18 protein-coding genes and 1 pseudogene are annotated in these 17,982 nt (G+C 72.9%); 11 read left to right on the forward strand and 8 right to left on the reverse strand.

Going from position 1 to position 17,982, the window contains the following annotated elements:
- Position 1: 1 nt before the first annotated feature.
- The 7 genes from KBX50_RS12725 to KBX50_RS12755 all read right to left on the reverse strand — a co-directional run bounded on the left by KBX50_RS12725 (position 2) and on the right by KBX50_RS12755 (position 6,556).
- Complete coding sequence (locus KBX50_RS12725) at positions 2-721, reverse strand: nucleotidyltransferase domain-containing protein (protein WP_210937242.1); 720 nt, start codon at positions 719-721, stop codon at positions 2-4.
- A gap of 95 nt (positions 722-816) precedes the next feature.
- Positions 817-1,296 (reverse strand): nitroreductase family deazaflavin-dependent oxidoreductase, encoded by a 480-nt coding sequence (locus KBX50_RS12730; protein ID WP_210937243.1) that lies wholly within the window; start codon positions 1,294-1,296, stop codon positions 817-819.
- A gap of 28 nt (positions 1,297-1,324) precedes the next feature.
- Positions 1,325-4,051 (reverse strand): FtsX-like permease family protein, encoded by a 2,727-nt coding sequence (locus KBX50_RS12735; protein ID WP_307870939.1) that lies wholly within the window; start codon positions 4,049-4,051, stop codon positions 1,325-1,327.
- On the reverse strand, positions 4,048-4,752 hold the full coding sequence (locus KBX50_RS12740; RefSeq protein WP_210937377.1) for an ABC transporter ATP-binding protein: 705 nt from the start codon (positions 4,750-4,752) through the stop codon (positions 4,048-4,050). The genes KBX50_RS12735 and KBX50_RS12740 overlap by 4 nt, the downstream gene beginning before the upstream one ends.
- 110 nt (positions 4,753-4,862) lie before the next feature.
- Positions 4,863-5,444: a PadR family transcriptional regulator gene (locus KBX50_RS12745; RefSeq protein WP_093401640.1), complete on the reverse strand. Its 582-nt coding sequence runs from the start codon at positions 5,442-5,444 to the stop codon at positions 4,863-4,865.
- Positions 5,445-5,529: 85 nt separating this feature from the next.
- Positions 5,530-5,976, reverse strand: a complete 447-nt coding sequence (locus tag KBX50_RS12750; protein ID WP_210937244.1) for a ferritin-like domain-containing protein — start codon at positions 5,974-5,976, stop codon at positions 5,530-5,532.
- Positions 5,977-6,052: 76 nt separating this feature from the next.
- Positions 6,053-6,556 carry a hypothetical protein gene (locus tag KBX50_RS12755; protein ID WP_210937245.1) on the reverse strand — a complete coding sequence of 168 codons (504 nt, stop codon included), beginning with the start codon at positions 6,554-6,556 and terminating at the stop codon, positions 6,053-6,055.
- A 168-nt stretch (positions 6,557-6,724) separates the two neighbouring features.
- Here KBX50_RS12755 and rimP point away from each other — a divergent pair, with 168 nt between their 5' ends.
- The 10 genes and pseudogenes from rimP to KBX50_RS12805 all read left to right on the forward strand — a co-directional run bounded on the left by rimP (position 6,725) and on the right by KBX50_RS12805 (position 16,573).
- Entirely contained in the window at positions 6,725-7,366 is a 642-nt protein-coding gene (rimP, locus tag KBX50_RS12760) for a ribosome maturation factor RimP (RefSeq protein ID WP_210937246.1), read from the forward strand.
- Positions 7,363-8,406 carry a transcription termination factor NusA gene (gene nusA / locus KBX50_RS12765; protein ID WP_210937247.1) on the forward strand — a complete coding sequence of 348 codons (1,044 nt, stop codon included), beginning with the start codon at positions 7,363-7,365 and terminating at the stop codon, positions 8,404-8,406. Before rimP ends, nusA begins: the two co-directional genes overlap by 4 nt.
- Positions 8,407-8,422: 16 nt before the next feature.
- Positions 8,423-8,753, forward strand: a pseudogene (locus tag KBX50_RS12770) (YlxR family protein).
- 93 nt (positions 8,754-8,846) lie between these two features.
- A complete protein-coding gene (gene infB / locus KBX50_RS12775; RefSeq protein WP_210937248.1) occupies positions 8,847-11,819 on the forward strand; it encodes a translation initiation factor IF-2 in 2,973 nt (990 codons plus the stop codon).
- A 91-nt stretch (positions 11,820-11,910) separates the two neighbouring features.
- Positions 11,911-12,204, forward strand: a complete 294-nt coding sequence (locus tag KBX50_RS12780; protein WP_210937249.1) for a DUF503 domain-containing protein — start codon at positions 11,911-11,913, stop codon at positions 12,202-12,204.
- A 133-nt stretch (positions 12,205-12,337) separates the two neighbouring features.
- On the forward strand, positions 12,338-12,835 hold the full coding sequence (gene rbfA, locus KBX50_RS12785; RefSeq protein ID WP_093402020.1) for a 30S ribosome-binding factor RbfA: 498 nt from the start codon (positions 12,338-12,340) through the stop codon (positions 12,833-12,835).
- 200 nt (positions 12,836-13,035) lie between these two features.
- The gene (locus KBX50_RS12790) at positions 13,036-14,031 is read left to right on the forward strand and encodes a bifunctional oligoribonuclease/PAP phosphatase NrnA (RefSeq protein ID WP_307870947.1); all 996 of its coding nucleotides are present in this window, start codon (positions 13,036-13,038) and stop codon (positions 14,029-14,031) included.
- A 63-nt stretch (positions 14,032-14,094) separates the two neighbouring features.
- Positions 14,095-14,502, forward strand: coding sequence for a hypothetical protein (locus KBX50_RS12795; protein ID WP_210937380.1), 408 nt, complete (start codon positions 14,095-14,097; stop codon positions 14,500-14,502).
- Entirely contained in the window at positions 14,502-14,711 is a 210-nt protein-coding gene (locus tag KBX50_RS12800; RefSeq protein WP_210937379.1) for a DUF6186 family protein, read from the forward strand. The genes KBX50_RS12795 and KBX50_RS12800 overlap by 1 nt, the downstream gene beginning before the upstream one ends.
- Positions 14,712-15,241: 530 nt before the next feature.
- Complete coding sequence (locus tag KBX50_RS12805) at positions 15,242-16,573, forward strand: MATE family efflux transporter (RefSeq protein ID WP_210937250.1); 1,332 nt, start codon at positions 15,242-15,244, stop codon at positions 16,571-16,573.
- On the opposite strand, the gene KBX50_RS12810 is transcribed toward KBX50_RS12805, so the two are convergent.
- Positions 16,562-16,840, reverse strand: a complete 279-nt coding sequence (locus tag KBX50_RS12810; protein WP_247673598.1) for a hypothetical protein — start codon at positions 16,838-16,840, stop codon at positions 16,562-16,564. The two genes, KBX50_RS12805 and KBX50_RS12810, sit on opposite strands and share 12 nt — an antisense overlap.
- Positions 16,841-17,038: 198 nt before the next feature.
- On the opposite strand from KBX50_RS12810, the gene truB reads away from it, so the two are divergent.
- A complete protein-coding gene (gene truB / locus KBX50_RS12815; RefSeq protein ID WP_210937252.1) occupies positions 17,039-17,923 on the forward strand; it encodes a tRNA pseudouridine(55) synthase TruB in 885 nt (294 codons plus the stop codon).
- Positions 17,924-17,982 lie beyond the last annotated feature (59 nt).

Consider the following 17,982-nt stretch of genomic DNA (forward strand, 5'->3'; position numbering starts at 1 on the left):
GTCAGCCGTCTAGCAGGTCGTCGATGGTGCCGTCGACCGGGCGGCCACGGGCGGTGAGTTCCGCCGACTGGCGGGCCAGCACCGCACCCACCTCGGTCATGTCCGCCCCGGCCAGCCCGGTCCGCCGTACCGCGTCGCCCGGGTCCCGGAAGTAGGTGCGGCTGAGCAGTCCGCTGACCGTGGCCGCGCCGAGCCGGGCCTCGCCGAGCATCAGCAGGGCCTGGTCCGTCTCGTACCACTCGGCCAGCCGGGCGGCCCGGGCGTGCGCGGCGCTGCCCCTGTACCACGCCCTGCGGGCGGCCGAGGTGAACTCGGCCGGGCGCGCCCGGGCCAGTCGGCCGAGGTGCTCGTCGCGCAGTTTTGCCAGCCATCCGGTCGGGTCGTGCAGGGCCCGGGTGGTCACGTAGCGGTCGGCGGTCAGCGGCCACCGGCTGGTCAACTGCCGGGCCTGGCGCAGCCGCTCCTCGGCGGCCACGACGGTCAGGTCGACAAGTACGCCGTCCACCCGGCGGGTCGCGGCCGGCGGGCCGGTGCCGGGCCGGTAGGTGACCACCAGCATCCCGACCTCACTGTCGCCACCTCCGTCGTCGTCGCCGTGGGCCAGCGGACCGTGGACCGCGACCGCGAGCACCTCGGCCGGGAACCGCCGCCGGACGGCTGCGGCGACCCGTTCGGCCACGTCCCATCGGGGATCGTCCCGGTGTTCCTGGACACCGTCCACGCCGACCACCCCGCGTTCGCGCCACCCACAGCGACCTGTCGGTCACGCACACCCTAACGCCTGTGTCGGGACGCTCGGCCGAGCCGCGGCGGGGGTCAGGCGCGGCGGGTGTCGGCGGGCACCAGCCGGAAGATCCGGATCTCCCGGCCACCGGCCCGCTCCACGTACGTCTCGTAGGCCGGCCACTCATCGACCAGCAGTCGCCACAGCCGGTCGCGTTCGGCGCCGGTGGCCACCTCGGCGCGTACCGGGATCCGGCGACCCTTGACGTCCACCTCGGCCCTCGGCTCGGCGAGCAGGTTCAGCGACCACGCCGGCTGGTGGGCCTGGCCCCAGTTCGACCCGACGACCACGTACCCGTCGCCGTCGGACACGTAGAGCAGCGGGTTGCTCCGTGGCTGACCAGACTTACGGCCGGTCGTGGTGATCACCAGCGACGGGGCGAGCCCGAGGGCGACAACTCGGCCCCGGGTCAGCCGCCCGACGGCCCGGTCGACGGGTACCAGCAGCCGGACCGTGGCACCGAACCAGCGGTACCGACCGACCCGGCGGGTGAGGCTTCCCAGCACGGACATCCGCACAGTCTGCGGTGTCAGGTGCCGGTCAGTCCAGACGGCGTTCCACAGGTAGCCGGGACCGGGTGAACAGCGCCGCGCCGAGCATCGCCACCAGTGGTACCGCCACCAGCACGGCCAGGGTGAGCCAGGGCATCACCAGCGGGTAGGGCGGTTCGATCGGCCAACTGTCGGCGTACCGCCGGTTGGTGAAGGCCAGCACGATCAGGGCCGAGGCGAGTCCGGCGACGATGCCCAACGTCGAGCCGAGCACCGCGATCAGGCCAGCCTGGCAGAGCGACAGCAGACGGCGTACGCCTGGTCCCGCACCGACCGCGGCGAGGGTGGACAGGTCGGCCCGTCCCTCGGCGGCGGCCAGACCGGTGGCGATGCCGGCGGCCCCGACGGTGACCACGGCGGAGACCGCCGCCAGCAACAGCAGCAGCGGCAGGGCGTCGTCGTGATCCCGGTTCCGCTCCACCGCGACTCCCGCGGAGCCGAGCGGGCGAAGTGCGGCGGCCAGGTCGTCCTGCCGCTGCTGGTCCGGTGGCTGTTGAGCGTCCAGCGCCCAGCCGACCTGCCAGGTCGCGAGCCCGAGCCGGTCGGCGGCGGTGGGGGAGAGCAGCAGCCAATCCTCGCCGAGCCCGGTGTGCAGCGCGTGTCCGGGCACGGTGGCGGTGTCCGCCGGCCGCTTCTCGTCGCCGTGCTGGACCCGGAGATCCAGGCGGTCGTCGCGTAGGAAGCGGGCGTCGGTGACCACCGCGCCGCCCGAGCGCAGCGTGGCCGTGGCGGCCTCGACCTCGGCCGGTGCGACCCCGGTGAGTAGCGGCAGCGTGGTGCCGTCGTCCACGGCGACCCGCAGGTACGGACCCTGGGGCTCGCCGTCGCCGTGCTGGCAGCGGGGGTCGGCGCGGGCCCGCAACTGGTCGGCCGCGCTGAGTGGCGCGTACGGCTGCCAGGGGCAGACCCGCTCGGCCGGCATGGTCGCGGTGATCGTGCAGGCGTGGAAGTCCGGCGAGCAGCCGGCCGCCACCAGCGGGGCGATCGTGCCGGCACCGAGCAGTTCCCGGGCCGGGCCGCTGATCTCGTCGAGGGTGGGTGGGCGGTCCGACGCGGGATCGCCGCCGGTGGTGACCAGCACGGTCCGTTCCGGCAGCAGCGCCTGGTTCCGCTGGTCGGTGCGGGCGTTGTCGCTGGCCAGGAAGAGGCCGAGGGCGACGCTGCCGGCGACCGCGGCCATCACGGCGGAGATGGCCGGTGCGGCCGACGCCCGGTTGCGGCTGGCGTCGCGTACGGCGATCCGGGGGGCCAGCGGGAGGAACCGACCGAGCCGGGCCAGCAGGCCCACCAGCGTCGGGGTGGCGAACACCAGTCCCAGTTCGCCCAGGACCAGCCCGGCGAGGATGACCGGCTGCGAGGTGACGACCGCGCCGATCGCGGCCACGACGGTTCCCCCGGCGGCCAGCGCGACGCCGATGGCGAGCCACCGGCGTCGGTGCACGGGCGGGGTACGCCGTCCGGCGAGCCCGGCCACCACGTCCTGCCTGGCGGCCGTCCACGCCGGTGCCAGCGCGGCCAGAACCCCGGCCAGCACCGCGACCAGCGCGATCACGACCAGGGCCGCGGGCCAGACGCGGTAGCCACCGAACCGGTGCGAGAAGATGAATTCCTCGACCAGGGGCCGGCCGGCGATGGCGGCGGTCACGCCGAGCGCGATCCCGGTCGCCGCGCCGACCCCACCCAGCACCACGCCGTCGGCGAGCACCACTCGGCGCAGTTGCACCGCATCGCCACCGGCGACCGCCACCAGAGCCAGTTCCCGTCGTCGACGGCGTACTCCGACGGCGAATGCCGGCCCGACCAGCAGCACCACTTCGAGCAGGCCGAGCCCGCCGACGAGTACGCCGGTGCTGACCGCCTCCACGTTCATTCCGCTCATGCGCGAGTCGACGTACCCGGGCAGCTTCCCCGGCGGCGCGGGGACGCGGGCGGCGACCACGACGCCGTTGTGGTTGAGCTGCCGGAAGAGGTCGTCGGTGAGCGGGCCGGACAGATCGGCCAGGAAGACCTCGTCGGGGTGGGTCTCCGGAGGTGCCCCGGCGGGGTGCAGGATGACCATCGCGGTCAGTTGCTCGGGGAGTTCGGCCACGCCGACGACCGTCCAGGTGCGGCTGCCGTCTCCGGCGGCGATCTGGTCCCCGAGGTCGACACCGAGGCTGCGGCGGGCGGCCAGGTTCACCGCGATCTCGTCGGCGGTGGCCGGTGCCCGGCCCCGGTGGATCCGGGCGAGGCTGCGCCCGAGCGGGTCGGTCAGGTCGATCGCGGTGGCGGCGATGTCGTCGCGGATCCGGTCACCCTGCCAGGCGCTGAACGGCACCCAGCGACGTATCGGCAGCACCCGGCTGCCCTCGGGCAGCAGCGCGGCGACGTGCTCCGCGGCGACCGGGGCGGTGAGCTGCTCGTCCCGGTCTCCGGAGGTCCAGCCGCCGCCGTCGGGGCTCTGCTCGACCGGGCCGCGCCCCACCACCCGAAGTTCCGCGTCGGCGCGGCCGAGCCGACGATCCAACTCCTCGCCCGGGTTCAGCTGGGCCATGTCGACGCTGACCGCGACGAAGCTCAACGCCAGCACCGGCAGGATGATCATCGCCAGCACCAGGGCGGTACGCCCACGGGCCCGTCTCGCCTCGCGGCGGGCGATGCGTAGCGCGGCCCGCCACGACCCGAGCGTCTCGGCCAGCCGCGCACCGCTGGTCAGCCGGGACGGCCGATCGCTCACCGGCCGCTACCGCTGAGCAGGGCCTCCACGCCGGCCAGCGGAGCAGTCGAGTCGACCGTCACGCCGTCGCGCAGGAAGACCACCCGATCGGCCCAGGCGGCATGGCGCGCCTCGTGGGTCACCAGCACCCCGGCGGCCCCCGCGTCGACCCGGCGGCGCAGCAACCGCAGCACCGCCTCCCCGGTCTGCGAGTCCAGCGCACCGGTCGGCTCGTCGGCCAGCACGAGGCGCCGCTGCCCGACCAACGCCCGGGCGATGGCGACGCGCTGCTGCTGCCCACCGGAGAGCTGGTCCGGGAACCGGTCACCCAACTCCGACAGACCCACCTCGGTCAGTGCGTCGAGCGCCAGCCGGCGGGCCGCCCGTACCCCGGTGCCGTCCAGTTCGAGGGGGAGAGCGACGTTCTCCACGGCGGTCAGACTGCCGATGAGGTTGAGGTTCTGGAAGATGTACCCGATGCGGCGGCGGCGCAGCCTGGCCAGCCCACGCCGATCAAGGGCGTGCAGTGGCTGCCCCTCGACGTGCACCTCACCGGCGGTCGGGCTGTCCAGCCCACCGGCCAGAGTGAGCAGGGTGGACTTGCCGGAACCGGAAGGGCCCATCACCGCCACCAGCTCGCCGGGGCGTACGGCCAGGCTCACCCCGCGCAGGGCGTGCACCGCTGCCGGGCCGCTGCCGTGGGTGCGGTGCACGTCACGCAGGTCGAGTACGGTGTCGCCGGCTGCTCGGGGACCGGCTCCGTCCGAGGTAGCGGTGGAGTCGGGGGCGGCCGGCGGGTCGGGGGCGGCCGGCTTTCGTCCCCCGGGGGCGGTCACCGTCGTGCCTCCTCACCACTGTGGCCCACCGCCTCGGAGAGGGGCGCTGGGCCGGCGGCCGGGGGGCGGTGCCGTACCAGGCTGCTCTCGCAGTGGTCGAGCCAGCGCACCTCGGCCTCGGCCTGGAACACCATCGCGTCCAGCACCAGCCGCCACGGCAGATCCTCCGGACGATCACTGGAGTACTTGAGCCGGGTCAACTCCTGCAACGTTCGCATGGTGGCCGTCCGTTGCGTCTGGACCACCGAACGGACATCCACGCCGGGAGTGGTCAACGCCAGCGCCAGCTTGATCGCCAACTCGTCGCGCGGGCGGTCGCTGCGGCTGATCGGGGTGGCGAACCACAGGGCCAGGTCGGCCCGGCCGGCGTCGGTGATCTCGTACGGCCGTTGTCCGGCTTCGCTCTCCGGCAGCGACCTGACCAGACCGTCCCGCTCCAACCGCGACAAGGTGGTGTAGACCTGCCCGATGTTCAGCGGCCAGGTGGCGCCGGTCGACTCCTCGAAGGCGGCCCTGAGCTGATAGCCGTACATCTGCCCGCGTTCGAGCAGGGCGAGCAGGCCGTGGCGGATGGACATGGACCGGAGTATGCATACCTGGTATGCCGACCGCAACCGGCGCGGACGTGAGTTCGCCTACGCCCGATGCGTCAGCCGGCCCGGCTCAGCCGGGGCGGCCCGGGAACGGCACGGTCAACGGGGTGATCCCCGCGCTGCGCCGCCAGCGGGTCGCTCGTACCGCGTACTCCATCAGAGCGGCCAGGGCGCGATCCCGCTCGGCACCGGAGCTGACCGGTAGCGCCGCGCGCCAGAAGGCCGCCGTGCGTTCCTCCACCTGCACGGCGAGGCGCAGCGCGCTGGCCCGGTCGGTCACCGGGAAGGGCAACGCGTATCCGGCCTGATCCGGCGGGACGCTGCCGCCGCCGGTGCTCAGCTGCACCACCAGGGCATCCCGGCGGGTCCGGTGGGATGCCTCCGCCTCCACCGCGGCCTTGCGTTCGGCGCCGCTCAGTCGTACCCCGACGGGGCCGTAGGCCCAGATGGCGGCGTACTCGGCGGTGAGGGCGCTGGCGAGCGCCTCGGCGGATTCGCTGATGATTCGCTCGCTCATGACGGCACTCCGCTTCGCTGCGTGCCGTCATGAGGCAGCTCGGCACTGAGTCTGATGATTCGCTCGCCACGCTCGCTCATCGCAGCGCCTCCAGGTGAGTCGCGCGGGCGGCGGCGATCGAGCCGAGCAGCGCGGCGCGCTCGGCGGGCGCCGCCGCGCAGGCCCGAATCGCCGCCTCCCGGCCGGCGCGTTCGGACTTCCGCAACTCGGCCAGCGCGGCCGAGCGATCCGTCGGCGGCGTGGCCGACGGGGCGGCCGTGGGCGTGGCGGAGGCGGTCGCCACACCGGTCAGCCCGGCCAGCTCTGCGGCGTGCGCCTCGTGTGACTCGGCAAGTGGGAGCAGCCGGGCGGCCAGATCGGGGTGGGCGGTGGCGGCGGCGCGCAGCCCCGCCGCGAGCCGCAGCGATTCGTCCAGCAGCGGCGCGAGCGGATCGGGCTGCGGTGGTGGCTCGTCGCGGTCGAGCAGGCCGCAACCGGTCAGCGGAGCGGCGGCCCCGCCGAGCGCCAGCAGCGCACCGGCCCGCAGGAGGCCGCGGCGGGAAAGCTCGGACGATTCGTCCTGCCAAGTCGTTCTGCCCATCGCCACCGGACAAGTCAACACCATCGGCGTGACGGGTGTCCGGCGGTGGCGTCGGTGCGCCGCCCGGGCCGTCGTCCGGGCGGCGCGTTACGCTCTGCGCAGCCACCGGCGCGTCCGCACCGGTGGCGTGCCGGCATGGCGTCGGCGAGCAGCGGAAGGGTACTTCGGATGACGCAGCGTGGCCGTGCCACCAGGACGACGGGGCGACCCCGCGGTGGCCAGGCTGCACGCGCGGGCCAGACCTCCCGTGGTGACCTCGCCGCCCGCCGCGAGCGGCTGCGTTCAGTGATCGCGCCAGTGGTGCAGGCCGCCGGCTACGACCTGGAGGACCTCACCGTCTCCCGAGCCGGACGCCGGCACGTGGTGCGGGTGATCGTCGATGCCGACGGTGGGATCAACCTGGACGCGGTGGCCGACGTGTCGCGCGCGGTCTCCACCGCCCTGGACGCGGCCGAGGAGAGCGGCGGTGACATCGTCGCGGGCGAGTACCAGCTCGAGGTCAGCTCGCCGGGCGTGGACCGCCCGTTGACGCTGCCCCGGCACTGGCGCCGCAACGTGGGGCGGCTGGTCCGGGTGACCGTGCGTGGCAACACGCCGTCCGGGCAGCCCGGTGGTGACCGGCAGGTCACCGGGCGGGTGGTCGACGCCGACACCGAGCGGGTGGTGCTGGAGACCGACGCGGACCGCGCGGAGTGGGCCTACGCCGATCTTGGCCCGGGCCGGGTGCAGGTCGAGTTCACCCGCCTCGACGAGTTGGCCGAATCAGAAGACGTCGACGACGATGACGATGTGGAGGACGAGGAGAGGTGAACATCGACCTCGCGGCGCTGCGCGCACTGGAGCGCGAGCGGGAGATCCCGTTCGACACGATCCTCGCGGCGATCGAGACCGCGCTGCTGACCGCCTACCGGCACACCGAGGGTGCCCAGACGCACGCCCGGGTGGAGATCGACCGGAAGACCGGCGCGGCACTTGTCTACGCCCAGGAGCTGGGCGCCGAGGGCACCGTGGAGCGGGAGTGGGACGACACCCCGCACGACTTCGGCCGGATCGCCGCCATGACCGCCAAGCAGGTGATCCTCCAGCGGCTGCGGGAGGCCACCGACGAGGTGCACTTCGGTGAGTACGTCGGCCGCGACGGTGACCTGGTCACCGGGGTGGTGCAGGCGCACGAGGCACGGGCCGAGAAGGGCATCGTGACCGTGGACCTGGGCAAGCTGGAGGGTGTGCTGCCGCAGTCGGAGCAGGTGCCCGGCGAGCGGTACACCCACGGCGAGCGGATCCGTTGCGTGGTGGTGCACGTGGCCAAGGGAATGCGTGGTCCCCAGATCACGTTGTCCCGCACGCACCCGAATCTGGTGAAGAAGCTCTTCGCCCTGGAGGTGCCGGAGATCGCCGACGGCACGGTCGAGATCGGCGCGATCGCCCGCGAGGCGGGTCATCGTACGAAGATCGCGGTACGTTCGACCGCGGCCGGGGTCAACGCCAAGGGCGCCTGCATCGGTCCGATGGGTCAGCGGGTCCGGGCGGTGATGAGTGAGCTCCACGGAGAGAAGATCGACATCATCGACTGGTCGGACGACCCGGCGACCTTTGTCGGTAACGCGCTCTCCCCGGCCAAGGCGCTGCGCGTCGAGGTGGTCGACCTGGCCAACCGGGCCGCGCGGGTGACGGTTCCGGATTTCCAGCTGTCGCTCGCGATCGGGCGGGAGGGGCAGAATGCCCGACTTGCTGCCCGACTGACCGGTTGGCGGATCGACATTCGCTCCGACGCCGAACAGGCCGCCCCCGCCGCGCAATCCGAAGCTGATCACGTCCGGGAACCGGGCGGAGCGGTGTCGGGTAGCTAGGGGTAGACTTTCACCAGTGGCACGACGCGCGCTGCCGGAGCGCACCTGTGTGGGTTGTCGACGGCGCGCACCGTCCAGTGAATTGCTGCGGATTGTCGCGATTGGCGACGAGGCTGGTTTCAGCCTCCGACCTGATCCGGCCCGCAGGCTGCCGGGTCGGGGAGCGAACATGCACCCGGATCCGGCCTGCTTCGCGCAGGCAGTGCGGCGTCGTGCCTTCGGGCGCGCGCTGCGCGTCGCCGGGGTTCCGGATGACGGGGCCCTCGCGGAGCACCTGACGCGTCAACCACCACGTCCGGTCACCCGACCGGACGAGGGCCGCTAGCAAGGTAGGACGACCGACATGAGCACACGATGAAGTCCCAGAAATGATCAGGCTTCAAGTGCACGAGTGAGGTCGCTGCGGGTGCTGCCCGCACGACCTCGGAGTGAGGAGTGCAGTGGCAGGTAAGGCCCGCGTACACGAGCTTGCAAAAGAGCTCGGGGTCGAAAGCAAGACCGTACTCGCCAAGCTCAAGGAGATGGGCGAGTTCGTCAAGTCCGCGTCGAGCACCGTAGAGGCGCCTGTCGCCCGACGGCTGCGTAGCGCGTTCGTCGCCTCGGGTGGCCCCGGTGCCCCGGCGGCCGCGCCGCCGGCCGCACCGGCTCCGACGGCGGCAGCACCGACCCCGTCGCCGACCCCCGGCGAGCCTCGGGTCACCGCCAAGCCGACGCCGCCACGGCGTCCGGCGGTGCCCGGGCCGAAGCCGAAGGGCCCGGTGCCCGGTCCGCCGCCAGCGGCGGCCCCGGTCGCCAAGCCGGCGAGTGCTCACGACATTGAGGTGGCCGCCGCCGAGGCGCGTGCCGCCGCGTTGAAGGCTGAGCAGGAGGCCGCGGTCAAGGCCGCCCAGGCCGCCCGCCAGCAGCAGCGGGAGAACGTCCGCCGGGAGCCCCCGGCCGACGGTGGTGCCCGTCCGGGTCCTCGACCCGGTCCCGGCACGATGCCGCCCCGCCCGGGTTCTCCGGCTGCGGGTCGTCCCGGTGCCACCAACCCGGGTCCGGGTGGCCGGCAGGGTCGCCCGCCGGCGCGTGGCGCCGGTAACAACCCCTTCGGTATCCAGGGCAGCCAGCAGCAGCGGCCACCGGCCGCCGGTGCCGGTGGTTCCCGTCCCAGCCCGGCCTCGATGCCGCCGCGGCCCAGCCCGGCCTCGATGCCGCCCCGGCCCAGCCCGGCCTCGATGCCGAGCCAGCGTCCGGGTCGTCCCGGTGGCCCGGGTGCCGGTCGTCCCGGCGGCGGTGCCGGTCGTCCGGGTGGCGGCGGTGGCGGTGGCTACCGTGGCGGTCCGGGTGGCGGCGGTGGCGGTGGCTACCGTGGCGGTCCGGGTGGCGGCGGTGGCGGTGGCTACCGTGGCGGTCCCGGTGGCGGCGGTGGCGGTGGATTCCGCCCGGGTGCGCCGGCCGGTGGCGGCGGTCGTCCCGGTGGCGGCGGCCGTGGTCGTGGCGGTGGTGCCGCGGGCGCCTTCGGGCGTCCGGGTGGCAAGCCCACCCGTGGCCGCAAGTCCAAGAAGCAGCGCAGACAGGAGTTCGACAACCTGTCGGCCCCGACCATGAGCTCGGGCGCTCCCCGGGGTCAGGGGCAGACGGTTCGGCTCTCCCGTGGCGCCTCGCTGTCGGACTTCGCCGACAAGATCAACGCCAACCCGGGTTCGTTGGTCCAGGAGATGTTCAACCTGGGCGAGATGGTCACCGCGACCCAGTCGTGCTCCGACGACACGCTGCTGCTGCTGGGCGAGCACCTCGGCTTCAACGTGCAGATCGTCAGCCCGGAGGACGAGGACCGCGAGCTGCTCGCGCAGTTCAACATCGACCTCGACGCCGAGGTCGCGGAGGACCGCCTGGTCAGCCGGGCACCGGTGGTGACCGTCATGGGTCACGTCGACCACGGTAAGACCAAGCTGCTCGACGCGATCCGTAAGGCGAACGTCGTCGCCGGTGAGGCCGGAGGCATCACCCAGCACATCGGTGCCTACCAGGTCCACGTGCCGCACGAGGGCGAGGACCGCGCGGTGACCTTCATCGACACCCCGGGTCACGAGGCGTTCACCGCCATGCGTGCCCGTGGTGCCCAGGTGACGGACATCGTGATCCTGGTGGTCGCGGCCGACGACGGTGTCATGCCGCAGACCATCGAGGCGTTGAACCACGCCAAGGCGGCCGAGGTGCCGATCGTGGTCGCGGTCAACAAGGTCGACAAGCCGGAGGCGAACCCGGACAAGGTCCGCCAGCAGCTGACCGAGTACGGCCTGGTCGCCGAGGAGTACGGCGGCGAGACCATGTTCGTAAACGTGGCCGCGAAGCCCGGCATCGGCATCGAGGAACTGCTCGAAGCGGTGCTGCTCACCGCCGACGCGTCGCTGGAGCTGACCGCTCCGACCGACGGGCCGGCGCAGGGTGTGGCCATCGAGGCGCACCTGGACAAGGGCCGTGGTGCGGTCGCGACGGTGCTGGTGCAGAAGGGCACCCTGCGGGCGGGCGACTCGATCGTCGCCGGTGGGGCGCACGGCCGGGTCCGGGCGATGCTCGACGAGAACGGCAACCAGGTCACCGAGGCGGGTCCGGCGCGTCCGGTCATGGTCCTCGGTCTGACCGCGGTGCCGGGGGCGGGCGACACCTTCCTCGCTGCGGCGGACGACCGCACGGTGCGGCAGATCGCCGAGCAGCGGCAGGCCCGTCGCCGGGCGGCGGCGTTCGCCAACTCCCGTGGCCGGGCCACCCTCGAGACGCTCATGGAGCAGCTCAAGGAGGGCGAGAAGACGTCGCTCAACCTCATCCTCAAGGGTGACGTCTCCGGTTCGGTGGAGGCCCTGGAGGACGCGCTGTTCAACCTCGACATTCCCGAGGAGGTCCAGCTCAAGGTCCTCGACCGGGGCGTCGGCGCGATCACCGAGAGCAACATCATGCTCGCGAGCGCCTCGTCCGAGCCGGTCACGATCATCGGCTTCAACGTGCGGGCCTCCAACAAGGTCCGCGAGATGGCCGACCGCGAGGGCGTGGAGATCCGGTACTACACCGTCATCTACCAGGCCATCGAGGAGATCGAGGCGGCGCTCAAGGGCCTGCTCAAGCCGGAGTACGAGGAGGTCGAGCTCGGCACTGCGGAGATCCGCGACGTGTTCCGCTCGTCCAAGATCGGCAACATCTCCGGTTGCATCGTCCGGTCGGGTGTCATCCGACGGAACGCGAAGGCGCGCCTGCTGCGCGACGGCACGGTCGTGGCGGACAACCTCACGATCAGCTCGCTCAAGCGGTTCAAGGACGACGCGACGGAGGTCCGGGAGGGCTTCGAGTGTGGTCTGACTCTGGGTGGTTACAACAACGTCCAGGTCGGCGACGTGATCGAGACCTTCGAGATGCGGGAGAAGGTTCGCGCCTGATCCTGCGGTGACGCACTGATCAAGGGGTTTACGCCGACCGGCGTAAACCCCTTGATCATGCGGGGTGGGGTGCGGGTAGTGTCCCCAGACGATGTACACCGCAACCGCAGTATTCGACCTGCTGCTGCCGGGGGACTCCCGGTCGCTGAAGGCCAAGAGGTCGTACGTGCGGCCGATCGTCGCGGCGCTCCGCCGGTTCGACGTGTCGGCCGCCGAGGTGGGGGCGCTCGACCTGCACGGGCGAGCGGAGATAGGAGTGGCGGTGGTGGCCGCCGAGGCGGCACACGTCCGTGAGGTGCTCGACTCGTGCGAGCGGCTGATGGCGGGCCGTCCGGAGGTCGAACTGCTGTCGGTGCGTCGTCGGTGGTACGGCGACGACGACTGACCCGGTTGGCCGCCGCCCCGCACGCCGGGGCGGACGACGCGGGTAGGGTTCGAGTGTTGGGGTCGGTGCGGGCTCCGGTGACGCCGGCGTCACCGGCCCCGGCCGGTAGCGGGACGCCGTGGAGGTGGCGGAGATGACGGATGCGGCCAAGGTACGCCGGCACGCGGAGCGGGTGCGCGAACTGGTCGCGTCGGTGGTGCGGAGTCAGATCAAGGATCCCCGACTCGGCATGATCACCATCACTGACGCCCGGATCACCGCCGACCTGCGGGACGCCACGGTCTTCTACACCGTGCTCGGCGACGCGGCGGCCCAGGCGGGCACCGCCGCCGCGCTGGACAGCGCCAAGGGCATGCTGCGCAGCACGGTCGGCAAGGCGCTCGGGCTGCGTCACTCGCCGACGCTGACCTTCGTTCTGGACGACGTCCAGGATCAGGTCAAGCACATCGACGACCTGCTCGCCGCGGCCCGCAACGCGGACGCCGAGGTGCAGCGCCTGGCGGCGAGGGCAGAGTACGCCGGTGAGGCACAGCCGTACCGCCTCGACGAGGACGATGACGAGGGCGGCGCCGACGACGAGGACGAGCCCGACGGCACCGCCGACGATGCCCGGGGCGGGGATCGTCGGTGACCGCCTCCGGTGGTGCCGTGACCGAGCCGGATCCCGTCGTGCGGCGTCAGCCCGGCCCCGGCCGGGTCGGTGCGGCCGCCGACGGTCAGCCGGCCCCGTCGACGCCCGCCACCGGTCGGCACGGCCCGGGTGAGTCGGCCGGGCCTAGTCTCTCCGCGCCGGCCCCCGTCGGGCCGACCGAGGCCGACTGGGCCGCCGCGGTGGCGGCGATCCGCCAACTGCCCGCCGACGGTCGGGTGCTGCTGATCTGCCACGTCAACCCGGACGGCGACGCGCTGGGCAGCATGCTCGGCTTCGCGCTCGGGCTGCGGCGACTCGGCGTACGCCGGTTGCAGGCCACCTTCCCCGGCCCGCCGGAGGTGCCCGAGCCGCTGTCCGGTCTGCCCGGTCTGGAACTGCTGGTGCCCGAGGCCGAGGTGGAACCCGAGCCGGACCTGGTCATCTGTTTCGATGCGGCGAGTGAGTCGCGGCTCGGCGAGCTGGCCGACCGGTTGACCGGAAAGGGCACCGCGCTGGTGCTCGACCATCACGCCTCGAACTGCGGCTTCGGCGACGTGAACCTGGTCGACCCGGCGGCGGCGGCGACCTCCGTGCTCGCCGAGCAGCTACTGGACCGCCTCGGCGTGTCGCTGGACGCCGACATCGCCGAATGTCTGTACGTGGCGCTGAGTACCGACACCGGATCGTTCCGGTTCGACGCGACTACCCCGGCGGTGCACGAGATGGCAGCCCGGCTGTTGGCGACCGGGATCCGTCCGGGTGACATCTCGCGGCGGGTGTTCGACAGCCGGCCGTTCGGCGCGGTACGACTCTTCGGTGAGGTGCTCGGGCGAGCCCGGCTGGAGCCCGGTGAGGCCGGTGGGCAGGGCCTGGTCTGGACGTACGCGACCCTGGACGACCTGGCCCGCCACGAGCAGCGGCCATACGTGCTGGAGGCGCTTATCGACCCGGTGCGCTGCACCGCGGAGGCCGACGTGAGCTGTGTGATCAAGCAGACCGGGCCGGCCGTCTGGGCGGTCTCCCTGCGCAGCAAGGGTGCGACGGACGTGAGTCGGGTAGCCGTTGCGCTGGGCGGTGGTGGGCATCGGCTGGCCGCCGGTTTCACCGGTCGTGGCACCGTGGACGAGGTCATCGAGCAGATCAGGAGCCAGTTGCGGGCGTACGCCCCGAGGAGCGGCACCGACCAGCAGGGGTGATTTCAGGGTCAGCTCCGGGGCGTCGGCGCTTCGGCACCTGGACAGGGCGGGGAGAATCGGATGATGGAGCAGCCCCACGATCTCACCGTCGACGCCCCTCGCACCTGGGAGCGGCCGGTCGTCTGCGTACCGGTGTTGGTCGCTCTCTCCCTGGTGGGCGGCCGCTTCTCGTCCTTCTCAACCGAGGCGAACGTCTATGTCTTCGGTGCCGGCGGGGTGCTGATCTGGCTCGGCCTGACCAAGCGGGTGCAGGCCCGTCCGGCGCCCGAGCGGTTGCCACCCGGCGCGGTCTGGTGGGCGCTGCCGGTGGTGGTCTTCGGGATCTTCGAGGGGGTCACCTTCATCGCGGCGGCCGGTGACGACTTCCCCACCTTCTCCCTGCTGGCCGATCCGCTGCTGGAGGACCGCCTGGTCCGTTCGGCGGCCTGGTTGGTGTGGCTGTCGGCGTTCTGGGGGCTGGTGCGGCGATGATGCGGACCCTGGCGATCGGCGGTTTTCTGCTCGGGATGGCGCTGTTCGGGCTGGTCGAGTGGCTGGCCCGGCGGGAGGGCTCGAAGATTCCGACCCTCGGCGAACTCTGCGCGTACGTCATGCGGTACGAGGTCGGTCCGGTACCGGTGGGCCGGATCGGGCTGTTCGGCTTCTGGTGGTGGATCGGCTGGCACTTCCTGGCTCGTTGACGGGGACTCGACCTGTCCAGATTGCGGGAACAGCGCGCACCATGTGGACCTGAACGATAACTTGGGAAACGGCTGGCGTCGCTTTCCGGCGCAGGTCAGGGGCGGAGCCATACCCGGTGCCGCTCCACTTCAGGGTTGACCGACCCGGGCCATCAGGCCGCCCATCCGCCGCTCCGGCGACCCCGGTACCGGCTCTCGGGCGACAGTCGTAGCACCGCCCGTGACGCGCCGCCGCGCTCGGTGACGCGTGCCCTGGAAGGGGTTCACCATGGCCGCCAAGCCCAAGCCCGAGACCACTGACGAGGCCCGTGAGCAGGCCCGTCGCGCCCTGCAGACCTCCATGGACACCCGTCAGTGACGGTGTTCGACCGGCGGTGACGCCGGCCGCCGACGCGTACGGCGTCATCGCCGGTCCGCTCGTGCTTCCGAGTCGTCGGGCTGGACCGGCGCCATCCCCCGGTGACGGTCACCAGGGGTAAGTGGTGCGCCAGCTTGCTCCCCTTACTTCTCACGTGCCACCATCGGCGGCGATGAGCCAGCCGACCATTGCCACCGACCGGGTCGCGTCGCCGCGCCGAATCGCCGCGCTCGCCCTGCCCGCCCTCGTGGTGCTCGCCGCCGAGCCGCTCTACGTGCTCGTCGACACCGCGGTTGTCGGCCACCTGGGTCGGGTGCCGCTGGCGGCGGTGGCCGTGGGCGGCACCGTGATGACCCTCACCGCCTGGCTGGGGACCGTGGTCGCGTACGGCACGACCGGCCGCGCGGCCCGCCGGTTCGGTGCCGGGGACCGCGCCGCGGCGGTGGCCGAGGGGGTCCAGGCCTCCTGGTCGGCCCTTGGCGTGGGCCTGGCGGTCGTCGTCGGCATGCAGTTCGGCGGTGGTGCCCTGGCCGGCGCGCTGGCCGGTGGTGGTGACGTGGCCGTGGCCGCCGCCGAGTGGCTGCGCATCGCCGCGTTCGGCGCACCCGGGCTGCTGCTCGCCGCCGCCGGCAACGGCTGGCTGCGGGGTGTGCAGGACACCCGCCGGCCGCTGCTCTTCGTGGTCGGCCCCAATGTGCTCTCCGCGGTGCTCTGTCCGGTGCTGGTCTACCCGGTGGGCCTGGGGCTGATCGGCTCGGCGGTGGCGAACGTGATCGCGCAGACCCTCTCCGGGGCTCTCTTCGCCGCCGCCCTGGTGGCCGAGCGGGTGGCGCTGCGCCCGCGTCCCCGGATCATCGGCCAGCAACTGGTGCTCAGCCGGGACCTGCTGATCCGCGGGGTGGCCTTCCAGGCCAGCTTCCTGTCCGCCACGGCCGTGGCCGCCCGGTTCGGTGCCGCCACGGTCGGTGCCCACCAGATCGCCGTACAGCTCTGGTTCTTCGCGGCGCTGGTGCTCGATGCGCTGGCCATCGCCGCGCAGGCGCTGGTCGGGGCGGCGCTCGGCGGTGGTGACGACGCGACGGCCCGGGCGCTGGCCCGCCGGATCGGCCGGCTGGGCGCGATCTGCGGTACGGCGTTCGCGGTGCTCGCGGCGGCCGGTGCCGGCGTGGTGCCTACCTGGTTCACCCCCGATCGCGCGGTCCACGAGCAGGCGCTGGTGGCCTGGCCCTGGTTCGCCGCGATGCTGCCGCTGGCCGGCGTGGTGTTCGCCCTCGACGGCGTGCTGATCGGCGCGGGTGACATCCGCTATCTGCGCAACCTCACCGTGGCCGGTGCGCTCGGCGGATTCCTGCCGGCGATCTGGCTGGCGTACGCCCTCGATCTGGGCCTCGGTGGCATCTGGGCCGGGCTGATGCTGTTCACCGTGATCCGCCTGATCGGGTTGTTGCTGCGATTGCGCAGCGGTGCCTGGGCGGTCATCGGCGAGGAGCGTCTACCCGCCTGATAGGACCTGGCCGTAGAGCGCGTAGATGACGAGCACCAGCGCCAGGCTCGCCACGAAGGAGACGAGCAGGGCGAAGATCTTCATGGTGTTGGGGTAGCGCTGACGCAGGGGCTGCCGTCGCTGCCAGGCCCACCAGCGGCGCCGCAGGGCCCCGGCACCGGGCAGCGCGGCCACGCCCTCGGCGAGGCGGGTGCCCAGCGTGCGCCTCGCCGGTGGTGGATTCAGCATCCAGTCCGGCAACGGGCTGGGCTGATCGGGCGTACGCATGCGGACCCCTTCTTCGGGCCGGCGCGTTCGATCGGGACCGCGGTCCGTGGTCATCTCGGTCTCCCCGTGGCCTGCCGGCGCGGCACTCACCGTCGCCGATGGGCCCATCGTGTCAGGGGAGTCCAAGCCCGAACATCCGGTTTTCCGGCGGCTGTCCGGTGCTCGGGCCGGCGCGCCGATCTGGCAGGCTTGCACGTCGTGAGCACAGACGGCCTGATCGTGGTGGACAAGTCCGGCGGCATGACCTCGCACGACGTGGTCGCCCGGATCCGCCGGCTGGCTCGGACCCGGCGCGTCGGTCACGGTGGCACGCTCGATCCGATGGCCACCGGGGTGCTGGTGATCGGGGTGGGCCGGGCCACCAGGCTGCTGACCTACGTGATCGGTGCGGACAAGAGCTACGCGGCGACCATCCGGCTGGGCCAGGCCACGGTCACCGACGACGCGGAGGGCGACGTGATCGCCACCACGCCCGCCGGAATGCTCACCGACGAGGCGGTTCGGGGCGTGCTGGCCGGGATGACCGGGGAGATCGACCAGGTGCCGAGCGCGGTGAGCGCCATCAAGATCAACGGGCAGCGGGCGTACAAGCGGGTCCGTGAGGGCGAGAGCGTCGACCTGCCGGCCCGGCGGGTCACCGTCTCCCGGCTCGACGTGCTGGCGATCCGACGTGATCGGCCCGACGTGGTCGACGTCGACGTCGATGTGGCCTGCTCGACCGGGACGTACATCCGGGCGATCGCCCGCGACGCGGGCCTGGCGCTCGGGGTCGGCGGCCACCTGACCGCGCTGCGTCGTACCGCCGTGGGTGGGTTCACCCTGGCGGAGGCCGTCACCCTCGACGAGCTGGAGCGTCGGGCGCCGGACGTGGTGGGGCTGCCGCTCGCCGCCGCCGCCGACCGGTTCTTTCCCCGCCGGGACGCCACCGCCGAGGAGGCGAAGGTGCTCTCCCACGGCGGTCCGCTCGACCCCGTCGGCCACACCGGGCCGTACGCGGTCTTCGATCCGGCCGGTGGGCTGATCGCTATCGTCAGCGAGCGGGCCGGCCGGGCCCGCGCGGAGATCGTGCTCGCCCCGGCCTGACGCCGGGTGCCCGACGGCCGACCGCCGAGGGTCGGGGCCAACGACAGCGGAGGAGCAGC

The sequence above is a fragment of the Micromonospora sp. C51 genome, from assembly GCF_018070435.1.
Taxonomy (GTDB): Bacteria; Actinomycetota; Actinomycetes; order Mycobacteriales; family Micromonosporaceae; genus Micromonospora; species Micromonospora sediminimaris.